Genomic DNA, 18,999 nt, shown 5'->3' with positions numbered 1-18,999 from the left:
AACGCCGTTACTGCGCGGCAAAGAACGATATGCAGGTTCAATAAGCTAATAGGAGACCACGAAAAATGAAAATATGGAAAAAAGGGGTGATCGCGATCGCCCTGCAACTCGTTGCAGTCAACGCAATCGCGCAAGATTTCCCGGAAGGGAAAACCTTGAATATGGTGCTGGGTTTCGCACCTGGCGGCGCGACCGATGCGATGGCCCGTATCGTCGCCAAGAAAGTATCGGAAAACACCGGGCAGTCGATCGCCGTGGTCAATAAACCGGGCGCGGGCGGCAACATTGCTCAGCAGTACGTCGTGTCGGCCGAACCGGACGGCTCGACCATTCTGGTCGGCAGTATCGGATCGCTCACGATCAATCCTCACCTCATGACGTTTTCGTATGATCCGCTAAAGGACCTGGCACCCATCACCATGGGTGTGGCCTATCCGCTGGTGCTGGTCGTCAATCCGCAAGTCGGCGCGAAAAACGTAAAAGACCTTGTCAACATTGCCAAAACCAAACAGCTGGATTTCGCCTCCAGTGGTGTGGGGTCCGCCACGCATATGGCAGGGGAAATGCTGAATCAGCGGGCGGGCATCAATATGGTGCATGTGCCCTACAAGGGCGGCGGCCCCGCGATGATCGACCTGCTAGGCGGCCGCATCGACGCCTACTATGCCTCGCCGACCTCTGCCGCGCAGCACATCAAGAATGGGCAGCTCACGGCCTTGGCCACTACCGGCCCGACGCGCGCAGAGATCCTGCCCGAGGTGCCGACGGTCGCCGAGTCCGGATACCCCGGCTACAACGCGTTGAATTGGTACGCGTTCCTGGCGCCCGCCAAAACCCCCAAGCCCGTGATCGACCGCTGGAATCAGGAAATCGTCAAAGCCCTCAAGTCCCCGGACGTCATCAAGCTGCTGGAGGAACAAGGCTTGACCCCGATGCCCGGCACGCCTGAAGAGCTTGCACAGTTCATGCAGACCGAATCGGACAACTGGGCCAAAGTGGTCAAAGAGGGCAAGATCACGCTGCAATAAGCGCCTTGCATAACGGGCGCTGCTTTTCTCTCAGCGCCCTGATATTCACGACTCTCCATGCGCGGGCTTTAGGAGCGTGCAGCTTCCTAAAGCCTGATTGCATCGCCGTCTTTGCGCTAAGCCGGGAATGCACGGCCCTCCGCCGCCGTACTATAGTTCGATCCCCATCACCGCAGCAGGAAGGCATGCATGAGCGTCCAACAGGCCATCACACGCAAAACCATTTCCGCCATCCGCCAGTCCAAGGGACGCGGCAACATCGTGGCATTAACCGCATACACCACGCCCATGGCGCGGCACCTGGACGCACACGCCGATCTGCTGCTGGTAGGCGATTCGCTGGGCATGGTGGTGTACGGCCTGCCCAGCACGCTGGCCGTGACCCTGGACATGATGATCGCGCATGGCGCGGCCGTCGTGCGCGGATCGACGCAGGCGTGCGTCGTGGTCGACCTGCCCTTCGGCAGCTACCAGGCATCGCCCCAGCAGGCATTCGCTGCGGCGGCCCGGGTGCTGGCCGAAACCGGTGCACAAGCGGTCAAGCTCGAAGGTGGCATCGAGATGGCAGAGACGGTGCAATTCCTGACCGTGCGCGGCGTGCCCGTTATCAGCCATATCGGCTTGATGCCACAACAGTTCAACGCCGTAGGTGGCTACAAAGCCCAGGGCATGCAGGCCGACGCCGGTGAACGCATCCTGAATGACGCGAAGGCGCTCGAACAAGCAGGCGCCTTTGCCCTGGTGGTGGAATGCACGGCCGAGGCCGTGGGTCGCCGCGTCACCGAAGCGCTGAGCATTCCCGTCATCGGCATAGGTGCGTCGCCGGCGTGCGATGGTCAGATCCTGGTTACCGAAGACATGCTGGGCATGTCGGGCACCCGGGTCCCGCGCTTCGTAAAGCAATATCTTCAAATGGGCACGATGATCGAACAGGCCGCCGCGAGCTACGCGCAGGAGGTGCGCAGCGGCGCGTTCCCGGCGATCGAGCATTGCTTCGGCACCAAGTCCAGCTGACCTCGCAGCGGTGAAATTCAGGCGGCGGGGTAAAATCCGCTCCCCATGCGCTATACCGACTTCGACCAACGCCTCGTCGCCCTCGACGCCCTGCCCGTCCATCGCGGCAGGATCATGCGCGTCTGGCTGCAAGGGCAAGCGCTAGACCACGGCACGCGGCGGCGGCAGTCCGAGCATTTCCTGCCGCTGGCATTGCGCAACGCGGTGCCGGCTTTGACGGCCGAGCTGGACGGCCTTGCACGCGTGCGCGCCGAACATACCGGCAACGACGGCTCGCGCCTGCTTGTCGAGCTTGCCGACGGCCAGATGGTGGAAAGCGTGCTGCTGCCGCGCGACGGGCTTTGCGTGTCGACCCAGGTGGGATGCGCGGTCGGCTGCCGTTTTTGCATGACCGGCAAGAGCGGCTTGATCCGCCAAATCACCAGCATGGAAATTCTCGCGCAAGTGGTGTTGGCGCGACGTTTGCGTGCGGTGAAGAAAGTCGTGTTCATGGGGATGGGCGAGCCGGCACACAATCTCGACAACGTGCTCGAAGCCATCGATCTGCTAGGCACCGAAGGCAATATCGGCCATAAAAATCTGGTGTTTTCCACGGTTGGCGACCGGCGCGTGTTCGACGCCCTGCCCAGGCAACGCATCAAGCCCGCATTGGCTCTGTCACTGCACACGACCAAGGCCGACTTGCGCGCACAACTGCTACCGCGCGCGCCCAAAATGACGCCCGAAGAATTAGTCGAACTCGGCGAAGCGTACGCCCGGGACACCGGCTATCCCATCCAGTATCAATGGACGCTGCTCAAAGGCGTCAACGACGGCGACGACGAACTCGACGCCGTCGTGCACTTGCTCAAGGGCAAGTACGGCGTGCTCAACCTGATCCCCTTCAATAGTCTGGAAGGCGACGACTACCAGCGCCCCGATCTCGAACGGATTCGCGATATCGTGCGCTATCTGCACGGCCGCGGCGTACTGACGAAGGTCCGAAACAGTGCTGGCCAGGACGTGGAGGCCGGCTGTGGGCAGTTGCGAGCTCGGGCGGTGGAAACCGCCCACGTCATACAAGTAAAACGGCGCTCCTAACCCAAACGCGGTGTATTGCCGTGTCACTCGGTCCGATTCAAGGAATCGTCCAAAGCGACGAGAGGGAATCGTGTTGTATTGGCACCCTTATCAAGATTACCCAACCTCTAATCTTGCTCGGAGTCCTACTTGATACCTCGCAGCGTTGCCACACCATATCGCTTGACTTCCCACCTCCCGAATAGCGTAGCCCCTCCGCCCACAAGCGGCCTTTCAAAAAGCACCATCGCTCAACTCATCGAAACCGGCCCTCAGCGAGCATTCGAATTACTCGTCGAGCAACAGTCTGTCAATGTCGCAGGGATAGGCTTTGAGAATGGACAAAACTGTCTGCACTTGGCCATCGCCGCCGGGCACACCGGCGTCGCCTATTATTTACTGAAACAGGCCCCCGATTGCGCCGAAAAACTGGTGACCGGTACGGATTTCAACGGAAATACCCCTTTGATGTATGCCGTGACCAACCCACTGCAGACGCCTGCCGACTTAATCGATAAGCTCATCGCCGCCGGGGCGCGCGATGAGCTGCACGAAGCACTGGCACGCTCGGTCATGCTCATGGGGCACACCGCGATCTCCGAGCGCTTGATTGCAAACGGTGCGAACGCCGCCGCCGCGCTGGCATGGTTATGCTCAGCGGAAGATCTGTTTCGCGAGAATGTATGCGAGGCCGTTGAGTATTTGCTTAGCCGCGGCGCCGATCCGCAATCCGTCTTTGACTATGCAATAGAACGGGATTTGTGGCGCGCAATATTGGAGCTGACTCTTCTCGGCTACAGCGCTTCCGATCAGCTTATCAAAGCGGCCCAACGCGCGGATAGAGTGACAAGCGCATACTTGGTGAGTGGCGGCGTCGATACCGTGCCCGTGCTGATGCACCTTGCGACATTGCCCGAGTCGCAAGCGTCGGGCACCTCGGTGACATCGTTCGTGCCATCAAATCCTCTTTCAATGATTAATCTCATTATTCAAGAGTTGAAGATTCCGCCGACTGGGCCAAAGCTGGCGCTGTTCAAACTCGCCCGTCATGAGGATCTGACGCCTCTGCGGCGGCTCGCGGAAACGGTAGTTTGCGGCCCACTCACCCTGTGCGAGCTGTCGAAGTACCGGGCCGAGGCGCTAAAAATCCTCCACGATGTCGGATTGGTGCCCCCCCATGCACTGGAGTGGCTGGTCCGGGATGGCAACCTGGCGCAAGCGCAGAAGCTCGTGATGGCAGGCGTATCGACCGACGAACTCATGCATAAACTCGAGCATGAGGCGTACGCCGAGGAGAGCTGGCAACAACGCGCTAGCGCGGCGGCGATGATGCTATTGCTCGCGGCGGGGGCTAAGCCGCACAAGCTTCGCCCCGAAACCTCCGCAATGGTGAAGTTACATCGCCAACGTGTTCTTAGTGCAGCGGCAACGCCCGGCCGACTTAAGGAGACGTTGCGCGCCGCCGCGTTGCAGGGCAAGGTGTGCGACCTGCATGTCCTGCTTAGTCGGGCGGAGAATCGAAATACAGCGCGGGACGTAATGAAGGACCTGGTCGCTGAAGGCCGCATCGTCGCCGCCTCCATGTTCGTAAAGAGCGGGCTGGAAGTAGGCAAAATAATTCCGCAGACTATCCTCGCATGCAACGACACGGCGACCGCCCATGCAATGGTTATCGCCGCCGATGCCGTCACCTATCCCGACGCTGTAACGCTGGAACGCCTGTCAGGCGATTTCGGCAGGTTTTCCCAGGCCACCCTCGCCCTCCTTGAACTGCTTAAAACGGAACACCGGCAATGGGGCCGCCAGGTCATTCCGGCTCTGACGGACGGAGCCTGGGCCGTCGTGGAATGCGCCTCAACCGATACGGAGGAAAGCCGCCAGCTGGTCGGGCAGCTACGCGACATGAAAGCCGATCTTTGCGCCGCGGTATTTCTCGCCTTCCGAGTGGTGCAATACGAAACCGCTGTCAGGCTGATCCGCTGGGAGCCCCAGATCGTGCATGAAGCGTTGATGCGTACCTTTATCGACTTGGAAGTGGACCCGTGTGTCAGAGAACTGGCGCAAAGCGCCTTGCTCCTGGCTGGCGCCACCTATACCTCTGCCCTCCTCGAGGCCGCCAAGGCCGTCCAGCCGGAAGCGGCAAAACGCTTGCTCAGGCACCACCGCGCGGCGGGGCCCAATTTGATCCAAACGCTGTGCGAGGAACCACCGAGCGAGCCGAATCGGGCGATATGCCGGTTCCTTTTAGACGTCGGGGCAGATCCGCAAGAGGTGTCCCAGCGCCTTATGGATGCAGTGCAGGAGCCCGGCAACCGACAAAGGCTCAAAAATCTCGCGGGATTATTGGTGAAGGACCCCGCATACGTTTCAAAGGCAAGCTTTTTCCTCGACTGATCCGGTGGTCCACGGCCTGAGGGATCGATGGTGCCTTAAATTGTTCTCTGCAACGGTCCCTAAAACGCAAGGTGCCTGAAATTGTCCCCGGCTGCCCCGGCATGATCGCCAGTATTTCGCCAGCACCATGCCCGGTGGCGCTCCGTGAAGGTACCCATAATTGTCAGAGGATGACGCGCGTGTATGGCCGCAGCTCCTTGAGGCGCCTTATTCAGATCGTGCACCCCGCCATCGCACCGGCAAGCGGGCTGTTCCGACTCGGAACGCTCCCTTCCACGTCTCTACGTTGATAGGCGCATAGCAGCGTAACGGTTTACCGCGCCTTCAAGGTACCCAAATTTGTGCCAACCCTCTCGCCCCTCAGCAAGGTGCCCGAATTTGTCCCCTCTTCGTTTCACTTACGCGCGGAAATACAAATTTCGGCGCGCGCACGCGGGTTATGCAGCTCGATGAGCCGGCTGGCGTGAAATGCAGGGAAAATTGCGTGTTCCGACTCGGAACAACAGCCGACTCCAGGCAACAAAATTCACTTAAACGAGCTTGGCGGAAGAAAGCCGCGGCTGATACACAACAAATCTGGGTACCTTCCGCTCTCCGCTCCCGTCCACATCATCCGATGGAGCAGCGGGCAATCATATCCAGGCACCTTGCGTGTGGAGCGACACAAATTCGGGCACTATTAAGACCACAAAAATGACATATCCCGCAGTCGCATCAACGCGTTACGCTAGATAAGAACAAAGTTGGGCACCATCGATCTACACCTAACATATTCAGGCACCATAGAAGACAATTCCGGACACCGAATAACAATCTCGGGCACTTCTCCAGACAATACCGGGTACCTAAGGGACGAATCTGGGCACCTTTGCAAGCTAAGTGTTTGAAATAGAACGGAACTTACTTTGCTGTAAGTATGTAGGTCAGTCTGAAAAAACAAACTTACCTGACAGAACGACAAAATCGAGTCACCAAAAATTTATCAAAAGGTGCCCGATATTGTTTTGACGCGCCACCTTGTATGCGCGATACTGGCGCCCGTATCCGTTTAGGCCGTCCCAATGACCGCGCTCCCGACTTCGCCTCCATCCCCCGATAACGCCCCGCCTAAGAACGATGGTAAAGCGATGCAGCTTGCGCTGTCGCTCTTTAGCGAACTGGGCGCACACGGTGCCGGGGCAGATCATTTGCCAGTGCAAGTCGGTTTTCACAAAAACAATCTGTTCATCAACATCGTCGACATGAGCTTATCGGCACGTCGCGCGATCGATGTGCTGTACTTCATTACCGCTCAAGACCCCGAGTACAAAAGTGGGTACCGTATTGACCTGAACATCTTCAAATGGTTGATGGGGTACACCAGCAATAACCGAAAGCACTTGCAGTCGATCCTGCGCGAGGCACAAAAAGCCGCCGTGCAGATCGAATCCTCGGGCCCGGACGCCACCACCGACGAACCCTGGGCCTCCATACCCATGCTCGGACCGGTAGCAATCGCCAACGGCAAAATATTTTTCGAGATTCACCATCGACTGCAGGCAGAAATCAAGAGTCCCGCCGCGAGTCACTTTCTCAGCCTGCGCTACGTCTTCAAATCGATTCACGCCAAGATCCTGTTCGACCGCCTACAACTTTTTATCGCGCAAGGCACCACGGGTTGGATATCGCTCGATGAGTTACGCGGGTGGTGGGGATTCAAAGCGGACGAGTACGCCGAGTTCAAGAAAATGCGTCAGCGCGTGATTGAAAAAGCGGTGAGCCAGATCAATGAGGTCACCGGCCTGCACGTCAGCTATGACACCAAGAACGTGCCTGGGTCCAAGCGCGTCGGGAATATCCGATTCCAAATAGAGAAAACCGCGCAATTCGACGCACCCCAAGCCTCGATGATCGCACTGAAAGCGCAATATGAGGTACTACGCAACGAGTTTGGGTTAAATGGCGCACAGCTGGACGAAATCATCAGCCACCGCGATGAATGGGACGATGATCGCCTGCAGAAAGCCATTGAGTACACCCGTTACCAAATCGCCCAAGGCAAGGTCAAAAGATCGGTCGCCGGTTACTTCATGAAGGCCGTGCGTGAAGCCTATGCCCTCGGTACCGCGCAATTGCAAATCGATGCCATCGCCGCCTCGAATGACATCGCGGTTCCCCCGGGTCCGCTCCAGCAAGCCGTTGCCGCGCGCGAACAAGCCATTCAAGCCGAAGTAGACCAATTGGAAACACTCGGCCAATCGGGCTATGAAGCCTACCTTGCCATGGAGCCGGCACAACGCGCCGAAGTGCTGCGCGAATTCATCCGTTCCTTACCTGCACGGACGCTGGCCGTGCAATTGCATATTGAGCCCGCGATGCTAGCCACGCTGGTGGGCGACAACAAAGACGTGCAAACCCAATTGGGCGCCTTCGTGGCAATGCGTACCGTCCGCACCACGCGCCGCCGCCGGGTTGCGATTCCCTGAGCGTGGCCGGGTGCTCTGCCCCGGATGAGGCGAGGGCGGCCGCTTAGCCTTCAAAGCACCTGGCAAGGCGGTCACAATTTCGTGCTTCCTTTAATTTTCCACTCTGTATAAAATTCGCCGCAAAGTGATTAATCGATAAGGGAACGCGATGGTAGCTAACTTGCAAGTAAAGATCGACCGACGTGTGGACTTGGCGCAGGTCGCCGATTTTGCAAGGCGGTTGGAGACCGTCACGAACGAACTGCGCGATCAAATTCTCTCGCCCAGACCCCGGAAAACGCCGCCCGTTTTTACTTCGGCACAAGTTGCCGATATGTGCGGCATTGAACGGTCGCGATTGAATTACTTGCTCAACCGTGAAGGCACCTCGTTGCCTCAAGGCGAAGTGCGAGGCAACCGCAGCCGCATTTTCACATTGCCCGAGGCACGTCAATGCGTGCAGCAAATCTCCGACATCGAGAAATCGCCTTTGCTCGTCGGCAAACCCGGCTCGGCCAAAATATTGGTAGTTGCCAACTTTAAGGGCGGATCAACGAAGACGACCACCGCGATGAACATCGCACAGGGCTTGTCACTGCTCGGGCGCAAATGCCTGCTTATCGATTTGGATCCCCAATCCTCTGCCACGGAACTGTGCGGCTTGTATGCCGAGCAAGACGTGCGCGAGGAACATACCATCCTGCCCTTTATCTATGAAGGAAACGTCGCCGACCTGGATGCGGTGATTCAAACCACCTATTGGGATGGCCTCGATCTCATCCCCGCGCACACCGCTCTGTTCTCGGCCGAGTTTCACTTGCCCGCCATGACGTCGCGCGATCCGGGTTTCCGGTTCTGGAACGTGCTGCGCAACGGCCTGGATCATTTGCGCGACCGCTACGACTATATCGTGCTGGATTCCGCGCCGTCGTTGTCGTATATGACAATCAATGCCTTGATGGCCGCCGACGCGATGGTCATGCCGCTCGTGCCAGAAAGCCTGGATTTTATGAGCTCGGTGTCGTTCTGGAGCCTGTTTTCCGACATGGGCACCACTTTTGTCGAGCGCGGAGAGCAAAAAACCTTTGATTTCATCTCGGTGCTGCTCTCTCGCGTTGACCGCGGGGCCGCCTCGGCCGCGCCTGTCGTACGCTCCTGGGCGCAGCGCGCCTATGCCGATTGGATGCACACCATCGAGGTGCCCGCCAGCTCCGTGGCCAGCACCATCGGGTTGGCGTTGGGAACCGTGCATGATTTGTCCAAAGGCGACGTCGATGACCGCGCGTTGGCGCGCGCCAAAGAACCGTTGACCGCTTATTGCCAGTGGATCGACGAACAATACACCGATCACTGGAGGGCTTCGAAATGAGGCGCAATCTACGCGAAGAGATGTTGAACAAGACGGCGAGCCTGCGTTCCACCGCCGAGGTGCCGCGCCCCGTTTTGGAGCCCGCCGTAGCGCCGGACCCGTCTCGCCTCCCCCGCACCGGCCCCGGCCAGCTCGCGGCGTTAACCACCGCCCAACAGCGTATCAAAGAGCTCGAAGAAAAACTGGCCAGCGGTGGTGCCCGAAGCAAACTGCCGGTGAGTGTGCTGGAACGTAATCCCTGGCAACCTCGCCGCTATTTCGATCAGGCGGCACTCGATGAACTGGGACAAAACATCGAGATCAACGGCCAACTGCAGCCCATCATTGTGCGCGTGCATCCCGAGCAACCGGCTCGCTATCAGATCGCCATGGGCGAACGGCGATGGTTGAGCCGTAAGAACCGCGGACATGCCGAGATTGATGTGGTCGTGGTGGACTACTCTGACGAGCAGATGGCCATCACCGCGTTAAGCGAAAACTTGCAGCGCGAAGAGCTCTCGGATTACGAGATCAGCTTGTCTCTGGCCACGATCGAAAAAGCGTTCGCCAAACGCAAGGATATCGCCGAAGCCATCGGTATTTCGCGCACGCAATTGTTTCGTTTGTCTGCCTTCCAGAAACTGCCCGATTTCGTCTTGGAAGACCTGGACACCCACCCCAGGCTGTTAGGTGCATCGGCCGCCGGTGACATTGCTTCCGTTTTAGGTCGGCATGGTCAAGAAGGCACCAACGCCCTGCGCGAGCTATGGCCGCGGGTGCGCCAAGGCCAATTGGAGCAAGGGCGTGTCGCGAAGGAAATCGACGTGCTGGTGTCGCGCCATCGCGACGCGTCGCCTCGCAGGGACGGCTATCTGCGCACGTTCTACCGGAATGGGAAGAAAGCCGCGGACATCCGACGCGATGGCAAGCATCTGATGATACGAGTGCATCAGACCGTGTTGGACGACAAGACGGAGAAGTCGATCAAAGACTTCATGGATAAGTTGTTCCCGCAGGATTGATTGTGAAATCAGGCGACGTCGAACGTCGCCCATGCGACTGGTTAGCCGGGCCTCGCTGTTGAAGGGACAGCGAGGCCCTTTTGTTCAGATGGACGCGGAGAGATAGGGGCCTAGGCGCGCTTGCGTGTCCGCGATGTCCAAACGGGTGCGAAGCGGGCACGCGCGCGAAAAGTGTTCCGACTCGGAACACTGGTAGGAGAATAGCGGGTACGGTGAAGCACCATCCATGCTCTGGACGTTCCGACTCGGAACACCCTCTGGAACGCTATGTAGATTATCCGCTCGCTGGGCGGGACGCCGCGGCATCGGAACGCATTACGATCCCCGCCGGCCGTACCAGCCGTGATCAGCAGAGAGCATGTTCCGACTCGGAACATCCAACACAGGTCGGTTCCTGGCCTAAGGATGAAACCAAGGAAGGCGGTGCGCCCCACAGTGTTCCGAGTCGGAACGTTGGTTTTCGACCCAGAAGCCGAGGGCTTAACGGATGAATAAAGCGCACGCCGTCGCCGCAGAGCGAGGCGGGATGCCCGCTTTGCGTGCCGGCGCACCCGCAAATAGCGTGAGCACCCCAGCCCATTAGGCGTCCGGACTGTTCCGACTCGGAACATCCTTCGGAACGGGGTCCGGGATATCGAGGCCAAAACACCGTCCGCGGACATGCGTGGCAACTCTCTCCGGGCCGCGCCGTGATCCTGCAGCGGTTGTGGTCGACCAAATCGGTGCGTGTCTCAGGCCGACCACCTGCTCCACTTAGTGATCAATGCGCAGCGTGATCTTGCCGAAATGCTGGTTCGCTTTCATGCGCTCGTACGCCTGCGCGGCGTCAGCGAGCGCGAAGTCTCGATCCAGCGGGATGAACAACTCGCCGCAGGCCAGCGCCGCCGACAGATCCCTATGCATCCGTTCGGTAATCTGCTGGATTTCCGCTGAGCTGCGGGTTCTAAACGTTACCCCGATATAGCTCAACCGCTTCACCGCATGCGTTTCAAAATCGAACGCCCCGCTCGCACCCCCCAGGCGTCCCACGTTTACGATCCGCCCGAGAATGGCCGCCACCTGGATCAGGTCGTTGAAATGCGCACCGGCAACCTGGTCGACAATGACATTAAACCCGTCCCCCGCGGTGAGGCCCAAGGCTTGTTCCGGCCAGCGCGGATCATCACTATCGAGCACCGCGTCAAAGCCGTTCTCGAGCAATGCAGCGCGCCTTGCCGGATCGCGCGAGGTACCCATGACAAAGCTAGCGCCGCAGGCACGGGCGATTTTTGCCCCCATCAGGCCTACGCTGGAGGCCGCGCCATGAATCAGCACCCGATCCCCTCTCTCGATGCGCCCGTGCGTGACGATCGCATCGTGCATCGTCTGTTGCGCCAGCATGACTGAAGAGGCCTCACGATAGGAAATCTTTTCAGCCGGGATTTTCATCGTGCGCCCTACGTCAGCCCCGGCGTATTCGGCAAACGCTGCCTTGCCCGAGCACATCACTCTGTCACCGACTCTGAAGGCCGTAACGTCCGGGGCCGCCTCGACGACTTCCCCCGCCCACTCCATGCCCAGCACGGTATTCTCGCCCAACTGAAGAGTGCGCAGATCGGCGCGATTTAGCGCGGCGGCATGAACGCGGACCAAGAGTTGACCGGTACCGACGGAGGGTGTGGGCAGATCTCCTAACAGTGCGCCTGCCGGGGTTGCGAGTACTGCCTTCATCTGCATCTCCTTGATTTTTACGTGATGGCGTTTTCTGGCATTGCGTGCGTCGCCCCGAGTTGGAGGCTCGCATACGTCCTGACCCATTCAATCGCCTTGGTAGCCAGGGCCGACAATCCCGACTCGTGTCGGGTGATGATTCCTATGGTTCGTTCCGGGGCATCGCTCAGCCGGGCGATGTATAGCCCGGGCTCGAACACGAGCTGCGCCGCAGAGAGCGGCAGCAGCGCCAGGCCACAGCCCTGCGTCACGAATTTGCCTATGGTGGATAGCCCTTGGATTTCGAGAAACGGCCGAAACTGTTTGCCGCGCTTCATGAAGGCCAAATCGATATGCATGCGGGTCCCGGTACCGCGTGGCATCGAAATAATGGGCAAACGCTCCAGTTCCGACTCGGACCAGTGCGTGAGCGTGCGCCCTTCCTGAATCACGTCGGAGCCCAGGAGGACAAAGGGTTCACGCATGATTTCGATGTACGACAGGTCGCGATGCACCACGTCCAGCCCCGAGAGCGCAAAGTCGACTTTGCGCATGCGCAGCAGGTCCAGAGCGGTATCGTTGATGACATCGTGAATGTTGATGATCAAGTTCGGCGATTCCTGTCGAAGTTCGGCGATCAACGGTGGCAATAACGTGGCAGCCAGGGAAGGCAGCGCGGCGATGGCGAGTTTTTGCGACCCCCTGCGGGCTACTTCGGTCAGCTCCGCGAGGCCGGCCTCGTAGTCCTCGATGATGCGGCCAGCCAGCTCCAGCAGGGTTTGCCCCTCGCGCGTCAGCGTAACCGTGCGCGTGGTGCGCTCGAACAGTTTGACGCCCAGCTTGTCCTCAATGCTTTTCACCATCTTGCTCATGGTGGGCTGTGTCACGAAGAACTTGTCGGCGGTCTGGACAAAGCTCAGTGAGCTCGCCAAGGATACAAAGATCCGCAGCTCGCGGGGGGTTAGATTCATTCCAATTTCCCATCAATGGCAGCAAAAACGGAATTTCTCGCGCAAGTCCTGAGCTTCTACCATAGTCCACACAACAATCGCCAGATGAGGGTCGGCATGCTCAGGTTGGACAACAAGGTTGCATTGGTCACGGGATGTGGCTCTTTGGGAGAAGGATGGGGCAACGGGCAGGCGATCGCGGTGTTACTCGCGCGTCAGGGCGCGCAGGTGTTCGGCACCGACCTGAATGAAGCGGCGGGACAGCGCACCGCGGACATTATTCGCCAGGAAGGCGGCAGCGTTGACGTGGTGGTCAGCGACTCGACGGATCCCGCACAGGTAGAGGCTGCCGTGGCCGCCTGCCTGGCTCGCCATGGACGTATCGACATTCTGATCAATAACGTTGGGCGTTCTGAACCCGGCGGACCCGTGGAACTGACCGAGCAGGCATGGGAGGATCAACTGAGCGTGAACGTGACTTCGGCGTTTCTCGCCTGCAAGCACGTGCTACCCATCATGGAAAAGCAAGGCGGGGGCTCGGTGGTAAGCATTTCTTCGATTGCGGGATTGCGTTATGCCGGCAAGCCCCAGGTGGGCTATGCGGCGGCCAAGGCGGCGCTCATGCAGTTCACCCGAACCACTGCCGTCATGTACGCGCCAAAGGGGATACGCCTGAATTGCGTGGTGCCCGGGCTGGTCTTTACCCCGCTGGTGAAACGACTGGCGGACAAGTACGCCGGGGGGGACTTTGATGGATTTGTCGCGCATCGCCATCGTCAGGTGCCGATGGGGCACATGGGCGACGCGTGGGATGTGGCGCACACCGCGTTGTTCCTCGCTGCTGATGAGAGCAAGTACATCACCGCGCAGGAGATCGTGGTCGACGGCGGCATCACGGCGGCGACGCGCTAGGCGGCGATGAGCGTCCTAGGGCGCGTGCACGTGGGTAAAAATCAAAGAGGAGACGTCATGGGTAGGCTGGAAGGCAAGGTGGCAATCGTGACCGGCGCGGGGTGCGTCGGTCCGGGCTGGGGAAACGGCCGGGCGATCGTCTATCGGTTTGTCCAAGAGGGCGCGCGCGTTTTCGCGGTGGACCGCGACGCAGCCGCCATGGGCGAAACCGTGGACAGGGTGCGGGAAGCAGGCGGCGAGGTCTGCACTCATGAGTGCGATGTGACCGATACGGCCGCGGTGCAAGACATGGTGCGCGCTTGTCTCGACACCTACGGCACGGTCGACATTCTCGTCAACAACGTGGGCGGCCCGCGCCCCGGTGGCGCCACAGCGCTCTCCGAGGAGGATTGGGACCAGCAGATCGCCTTGAACCTCAAGACCGTTTTCGTCGTCAGCAAGGCGGTGATTCCCACCATGGAAAGCCAGGGATCGGGCGCCATTGTGAACATCGCCTCCACCTCGGCGATTCGCTGGACTGGCGCACCGCAGATTGGCTACGCGGCTGCCAAAGGTGCTGTGGTCCAGTATGGCCGCGTGGCCGCCGTCGAGCTCGCCCACAAAGGCATCCGGGTCAACTCGGTGCTTCCGGGCCTGATGCACACCCCTTTGGTCGATGCAGTGTTGGCGAAGACGCAGGCCCAGGGCGATGTGCAGGCTTTGCTCGCGCGGCGTTTAAAGCGCATTCCGCTCAATTTCATGGGCGACGGCCTGGATACGGCCAACGCCGTGCTGTTTCTGGCTTCGGACGAAGCGCGCTTCATCACAGGCACTGAGCTGGTCGTCGATGGCGGCATGAGCGCACGCTGCGATTGATCTCGCCTCGCTCGGTTCAGCCGTTAAACCGGATAAGCATGCCGTCGCCGGCGCGGCGGCATGACGCAGATGTAGCACCACTCGAACTAAAACGGAGACAATAATGCGCATCAAATGGTTGATCACACTCTGCACCGCGGCACTGACCTCGACCGCCGCCACGGGCGCGCTGGCCGCTACCGATTTCCCCGTGCGCCCCATTCAGGTCGTCATCCCGTTTCAACCTGGCGACACCGACAATATGCTGCGCCCGTTTCTGGAGCGGATGAACGAATTCCTGAAGCAGCCCATGGTGCTGCAATACAAACCCGGCGCGGGCGGCGGTGTGGGCGCGGGTGCTGTCGTAACCAGCGCGCCCGACGGTTATACCCTGGTGGGCACGTCGCCCGGTTCGATCGTGGTGGTGCCCTTGGCCAACGAAGAGGTGAAGTACACACCAGAGGATTTCACGCCGGTCGCGGCGCTCTCTGAGGGCGGCCTGATGATTGTCGTGCCGTCGAGCTCACGCTGGAAATCGATTGACGATCTGGTCAAGTATTCCAAGAGTCATCCGGAAACGATCACCTTCACCAGCTCTGGCGCTTTAGGCATCACGCATCTGCTGGCGGAAGCCTTTACCAACACGGCCGGCGTGAAATGGCGTCATATCCCCTACAAAGGCAGCGCCCCGGCGATCACGGCCTTGCTGGGCGGTCATGTGGACATGGCGTCGACCGCCATCGCGCCGGCTCAGGCGCACATTCAGGCCGGCACGTTGCGTCCATTGGCGGTGTTCGGCGAGACGCGGCTGAAGGCGTATCCGGATGTCCCCACGCTCAAGGAGCTGGGATATGACATCGGCAGTCCGACGTATTACGGCATTTCAGCGCCCAAGGGAACGCCGCCGGAGGTCGTGAACAAGATCTACGAGGCCGCCAAGCAGGTCTCCGACAAGTACGGGGATGAGATCGCCAAGAATTTGGCCACATTCGGTGCCCAGCCCATGGTGCTCGGGCCCCAGGAGTACAAGGACTATCTGCAGGGCCAGAAAGCCCTGTTCTCGGCCACGATCCAGAAAATGCAATGAGATAAACGGGCGTCCCTTGCGGTCCGGGGACGCTTGTCGCACAAGGAATTGCCATGGCAGCTCAACGGAAAGTCATCATCAGTTGCGCCGTGACGGGCGCAATTCATACCCCCTCTATGTCGCCCCATCTCCCGGTGACCGCGGACGAGATCGTCAGAGATTCTCTCGCCGCCGCCGAAGCGGGCGCGGCGATTCTGCATCTGCATGCGCGCGACCCCAAGGACGGCCGTCCGACTCAGGACCCGGCGTTTTTCCGCGCTTTCCTGCCTCGGATCAAGGCCGAGACGAACGCGGTGATCAATATCACGACCGGCGGCAGTCCCCATATGACGGTCGAGGAACGCATGCGCCCGGCCATGGAGTTCGCGCCCGAGGTGGCCTCGCTCAACATGGGGTCGATGAATTTTGGCCTGTTTCCGATGTTGCAGCGCTTTAGCGAGCTGCGGCATCCATGGGAACGCGACCATCTGGAGAACAGTCGCGATCTGGTGTTCAAAAATACGTACCGGGATATCGAGGTGATCCTCACCCGGGGCAGTGCGAATGGCACGCGGTTCGAGTTCGAATGCTATGACACCAATCACCTGTACAACCTCGCCCACTTTGTGGACCGCGGGCTGGTGCCGGGCAAGCCGTTTGTTCAGACCGTATTTGGCATTCTGGGTGGGATAGGGCCCCATCCCGAGGATTTGCTGCATATGCGGCGGACGGCGGACCGACTGTTTGGGAAGGATTACGAATGGTCGGTTCTGGGAGCTGGGCGTAATCAGATGCCGCTGGCGACGATAGGACTCGCGTCCGGGTCTCATGTGCGGGTCGGGCTGGAAGATTCGCTGTGGATTGGGCCAGGACAGCTGGCCGCTTCGAACGCGGATCAGGTCAAGCGGATCCGCCTGATTGCAGAGGCGTTGAACTTGCAGATTGCTACGCCGGACGAGGCCAGAGAGATCCTCGGACTGAAAGGCGGCGGCAACGTGGCGTTCTAAGGGCTTTAGCGGGCTTCTGGCGCGTTTATTTCTGGCGGGTGGGCCCAGGGCCCGGTAGGCCTCTACACGGGCTCTCCGGGCTTTTTTTTGCATTGCGGGGTTATCGCGGGTCGTCGGAATGGATTCCCAAGGCTTCCAAAAAGCGCGAAACCATGTTGTAGGCGGCCACGGTGGCCACCAGTTCCACGATTTCTTGGTTGTCAAAATCCGATTTCAGGCCTTCAACGAGCTTGGGGTCGACATGGACCTGCCGGGTCATCTGGTCTGTCAGGGCGAGCACGCGCTTTTCGGTCTCGTTAAAGGCATTGGATCGCTCCCAGTCTGCCAGGTCGTCGACCTGCTGCTGCGTCACGCCCTCCTTCAAAGCGATCGGGATATGCTGATCCGCTTCGTACTGAGCCCCGTTGATCTGCGCGACTCGTACGATGACGAGCTCTCGAATCGCGCCGTTGAGCTTGGCCTTTTGGCGCACCGCTGTCAGGTAATTGAGCCAGCCCTCGGCGATCGGGGGGCTATTCAAAAGCATTTGATACAGGTGCAGGACGCTGCCGCGTTCTGCCACGATGCGATCAACTAAAGGCTTGACGTCGCCACTGTTCAAGTCTGCATAAGGGATACGAGCCACGGTTTTCCTTCCTCCTTGTTAGCGTGGCTTGACTGTACATGGACTGTTGTCCACGGAGAAATTCCGGGTTTGCGGGCAGAGATTCCCAGGGCGAATGAATGTGGGGGAGGGAGAACAATATTGGGTACTTTGCCTGGGCGAGGGTGATTGCCAGTCTGGGGTTGGTGGCGTGCGGCTAACTTACGACTCGGTAGGGGAGGGTGCTGAGGCCGTAAACGTGCCACTGTCGCATGGGGAATGGGGTTCGAGAAGGTGCCGACCAAGCGAAATAGCATTGTTGATAACTAATATTATCAACAATGATATTTACATGAGATTTTTCCGACACCCCGGATTTGCGCTGGTATGTAACAGGGTGAAGCCGGGGGTTCACCATGGGTTCGAAGGCGAGCTTTGAGAAATGGGCGCGCGTTGGGCGGCGGGAAAGAAGTGGGCCAGGGGAAGGTTAGACGATGGCCATTACAGCCAGACCCGGCGCGTCAGGCCGGGCACGGTAAACATTTTTCGGAGAAGTCGGCAATTGCCCTATGTCGGCAGTTGTCCGTCGCGCAGCGCCCAGGTGGCTACAAAGCGCAAGAAGATTCAGTAGCCGCCGCGGCTGGGGCTTGATCAATAGCGTCTTTCATACCAGACCTGGCATGCTAAATCCGGTCTCCTTTAGACTGCTTATCAGCTCCGCCTCTTGTTCCTGCGTCAGTTCGACCAGCGGTGGACGAACACGGCGCCATTCAGCGTCATTGGCCCAATGTGCCACAGCGGCCTTCAGCGCAGGAATCATTGCAAAGCGCTGGAAGATACCGCGAGTGCGATCGAGGTCGTTTTGAAGTTGGTCGGCCTCGAGTGTCTGCCACTGTTCATACACGCGGTAGATCGCGGCTGGATTAACGTTTGCCGTTGCGCTGATGCAGCCGATCGCGCCATGTCGCAGGCCTTTCAACAAGAAAACTTCGCTGCCCGGGAAAACATCGAAATTTCGATCTTTAAACTGCACTAGCATGGACTGCATGTTGTTCCAGTCACCAGAGGAATCCTTGATACCGGCGATGCTGCCTGGATAGCGGGTGAGTAGTTTGTCGATCAAATCGAGACTGATGCCGACGTGTGTGGCGGGCGGGATGTGATAGAGATAGATTCGCAGGCGTTGGTCACCGACCTGTTCGATGAGTTCGGCGAAAAATCGGAACAAACCCTCGTCGCTTACCCCTTTGTAGTAAAACGGTGGCAACGTCAACACCCCCGCGCAACCGGCTTGGGCAGCCTTGCGGCTCAAGCGCACGGCGGTGGGGAGGTCGCAGGCGCCGGTGCCGGGCATCATCACACCGGGGCTGATACCGGATTCCAGCAACGCGTCGATCATTTCGATACGCTCGCCAGGAGAGAGCGAGTTCGCTTCGGAATTGGTGCCCAAGAACGCCAGGCCGACATGATGGGTTTGCAGCCAATGGCAGTGGCGTATGAATCGCTGCAAATCAACGCGGCCGTTCTGCCGAAAAGGCGTGACCACGGGGGATAGTACGCCACGAATTTTCTCGCTCATCTGGATGCTCCGTCGAGGTGGATCAGAAGCCGGGAGGCGGGGAAACATCAGTCCCCCGGCTTTCACGTTG

The 18,999-nt window shown here is 59.3% G+C and carries 15 protein-coding genes; 11 read left to right on the top strand and 4 right to left on the bottom strand.

Going from position 1 to position 18,999, the window contains the following annotated elements; translation table 11 throughout:
• The first annotated feature begins 65 nt into the window (after positions 1 to 65).
• From GOQ25_RS14605 to GOQ25_RS14575, 7 genes are all read left to right on the top strand, one after another.
• Positions 66 to 1,028: a tripartite tricarboxylate transporter substrate binding protein gene (locus GOQ25_RS14605; protein WP_160351213.1), complete on the top strand. Its 963-nt coding sequence runs from the start codon at positions 66 to 68 to the stop codon at positions 1,026 to 1,028.
• Positions 1,029 to 1,217: 189 nt separating this feature from the next.
• Positions 1,218 to 2,042, top strand: coding sequence for a 3-methyl-2-oxobutanoate hydroxymethyltransferase (gene panB, locus GOQ25_RS14600; RefSeq protein WP_160351212.1), 825 nt, complete (start codon positions 1,218 to 1,220; stop codon positions 2,040 to 2,042).
• Between the two features lie 45 nt (positions 2,043 to 2,087).
• Positions 2,088 to 3,122 (top strand): RNA methyltransferase, encoded by a 1,035-nt coding sequence (locus GOQ25_RS14595; RefSeq protein WP_160351211.1) that lies wholly within the window; start codon positions 2,088 to 2,090, stop codon positions 3,120 to 3,122.
• A gap of 162 nt (positions 3,123 to 3,284) precedes the next feature.
• The gene (locus GOQ25_RS14590; RefSeq protein ID WP_160351210.1) at positions 3,285 to 5,495 is read left to right on the top strand and encodes an ankyrin repeat domain-containing protein; all 2,211 of its coding nucleotides are present in this window, start codon (positions 3,285 to 3,287) and stop codon (positions 5,493 to 5,495) included.
• A 1,061-nt stretch (positions 5,496 to 6,556) separates the two neighbouring features.
• Positions 6,557 to 7,960, top strand: a complete 1,404-nt coding sequence (locus GOQ25_RS14585; protein ID WP_160351209.1) for a replication initiation protein — start codon at positions 6,557 to 6,559, stop codon at positions 7,958 to 7,960.
• Positions 7,961 to 8,108: 148 nt separating this feature from the next.
• Positions 8,109 to 9,308, top strand: a complete 1,200-nt coding sequence (locus GOQ25_RS14580) for a ParA family protein (RefSeq protein WP_160351208.1) — start codon at positions 8,109 to 8,111, stop codon at positions 9,306 to 9,308.
• Complete coding sequence (locus tag GOQ25_RS14575; RefSeq protein WP_160351207.1) at positions 9,305 to 10,309, top strand: ParB/RepB/Spo0J family partition protein; 1,005 nt, start codon at positions 9,305 to 9,307, stop codon at positions 10,307 to 10,309. The genes GOQ25_RS14580 and GOQ25_RS14575 overlap by 4 nt, the downstream gene beginning before the upstream one ends.
• 753 nt (positions 10,310 to 11,062) lie before the next feature.
• Here GOQ25_RS14575 and GOQ25_RS14570 read toward each other — a convergent pair.
• Both GOQ25_RS14570 and GOQ25_RS14565 read right to left on the bottom strand, forming a co-directional pair.
• The gene (locus GOQ25_RS14570) at positions 11,063 to 12,019 is read right to left on the bottom strand and encodes a zinc-binding dehydrogenase (RefSeq protein WP_160351206.1); all 957 of its coding nucleotides are present in this window, start codon (positions 12,017 to 12,019) and stop codon (positions 11,063 to 11,065) included.
• A 17-nt stretch (positions 12,020 to 12,036) separates the two neighbouring features.
• The gene (locus GOQ25_RS14565; protein WP_160351205.1) at positions 12,037 to 12,969 is read right to left on the bottom strand and encodes a LysR family transcriptional regulator; all 933 of its coding nucleotides are present in this window, start codon (positions 12,967 to 12,969) and stop codon (positions 12,037 to 12,039) included.
• Between the two features lie 96 nt (positions 12,970 to 13,065).
• On the opposite strand from GOQ25_RS14565, the gene GOQ25_RS14560 reads away from it, so the two are divergent.
• The 4 genes from GOQ25_RS14560 to GOQ25_RS14545 all read left to right on the top strand — a co-directional run bounded on the left by GOQ25_RS14560 (position 13,066) and on the right by GOQ25_RS14545 (position 16,767).
• Positions 13,066 to 13,860, top strand: coding sequence for an SDR family NAD(P)-dependent oxidoreductase (locus tag GOQ25_RS14560; protein ID WP_160351294.1), 795 nt, complete (start codon positions 13,066 to 13,068; stop codon positions 13,858 to 13,860).
• Positions 13,861 to 13,917: 57 nt separating this feature from the next.
• Entirely contained in the window at positions 13,918 to 14,715 is a 798-nt protein-coding gene (locus GOQ25_RS14555) for an SDR family NAD(P)-dependent oxidoreductase (protein WP_202109487.1), read from the top strand.
• A 103-nt stretch (positions 14,716 to 14,818) separates the two neighbouring features.
• Positions 14,819 to 15,781 carry a tripartite tricarboxylate transporter substrate binding protein gene (locus GOQ25_RS14550; protein WP_160351203.1) on the top strand — a complete coding sequence of 321 codons (963 nt, stop codon included), beginning with the start codon at positions 14,819 to 14,821 and terminating at the stop codon, positions 15,779 to 15,781.
• 53 nt (positions 15,782 to 15,834) lie between these two features.
• Complete coding sequence (locus GOQ25_RS14545) at positions 15,835 to 16,767, top strand: 3-keto-5-aminohexanoate cleavage protein (RefSeq protein ID WP_160351202.1); 933 nt, start codon at positions 15,835 to 15,837, stop codon at positions 16,765 to 16,767.
• 100 nt (positions 16,768 to 16,867) lie between these two features.
• Here GOQ25_RS14545 and GOQ25_RS14540 read toward each other — a convergent pair whose 3' ends face one another.
• Together GOQ25_RS14540 and GOQ25_RS14535 are read right to left on the bottom strand one after the other, a co-directional pair.
• Entirely contained in the window at positions 16,868 to 17,392 is a 525-nt protein-coding gene (locus GOQ25_RS14540; protein ID WP_160351201.1) for a carboxymuconolactone decarboxylase family protein, read from the bottom strand.
• A gap of 622 nt (positions 17,393 to 18,014) precedes the next feature.
• The gene (locus GOQ25_RS14535) at positions 18,015 to 18,929 is read right to left on the bottom strand and encodes a dihydrodipicolinate synthase family protein (protein ID WP_160351200.1); all 915 of its coding nucleotides are present in this window, start codon (positions 18,927 to 18,929) and stop codon (positions 18,015 to 18,017) included.
• Between the last annotated feature and the right edge of the window lie 70 nt (positions 18,930 to 18,999).

This window comes from Bordetella sp. 15P40C-2 (assembly GCF_009763235.1).
In the GTDB taxonomy this organism is placed as follows: Bacteria; Pseudomonadota; Gammaproteobacteria; order Burkholderiales; family Burkholderiaceae_B; genus Bordetella_A.
Note: the sequence above shows the minus strand (reverse complement) of the source record. Positions and strands in the feature narration are given on the sequence as shown.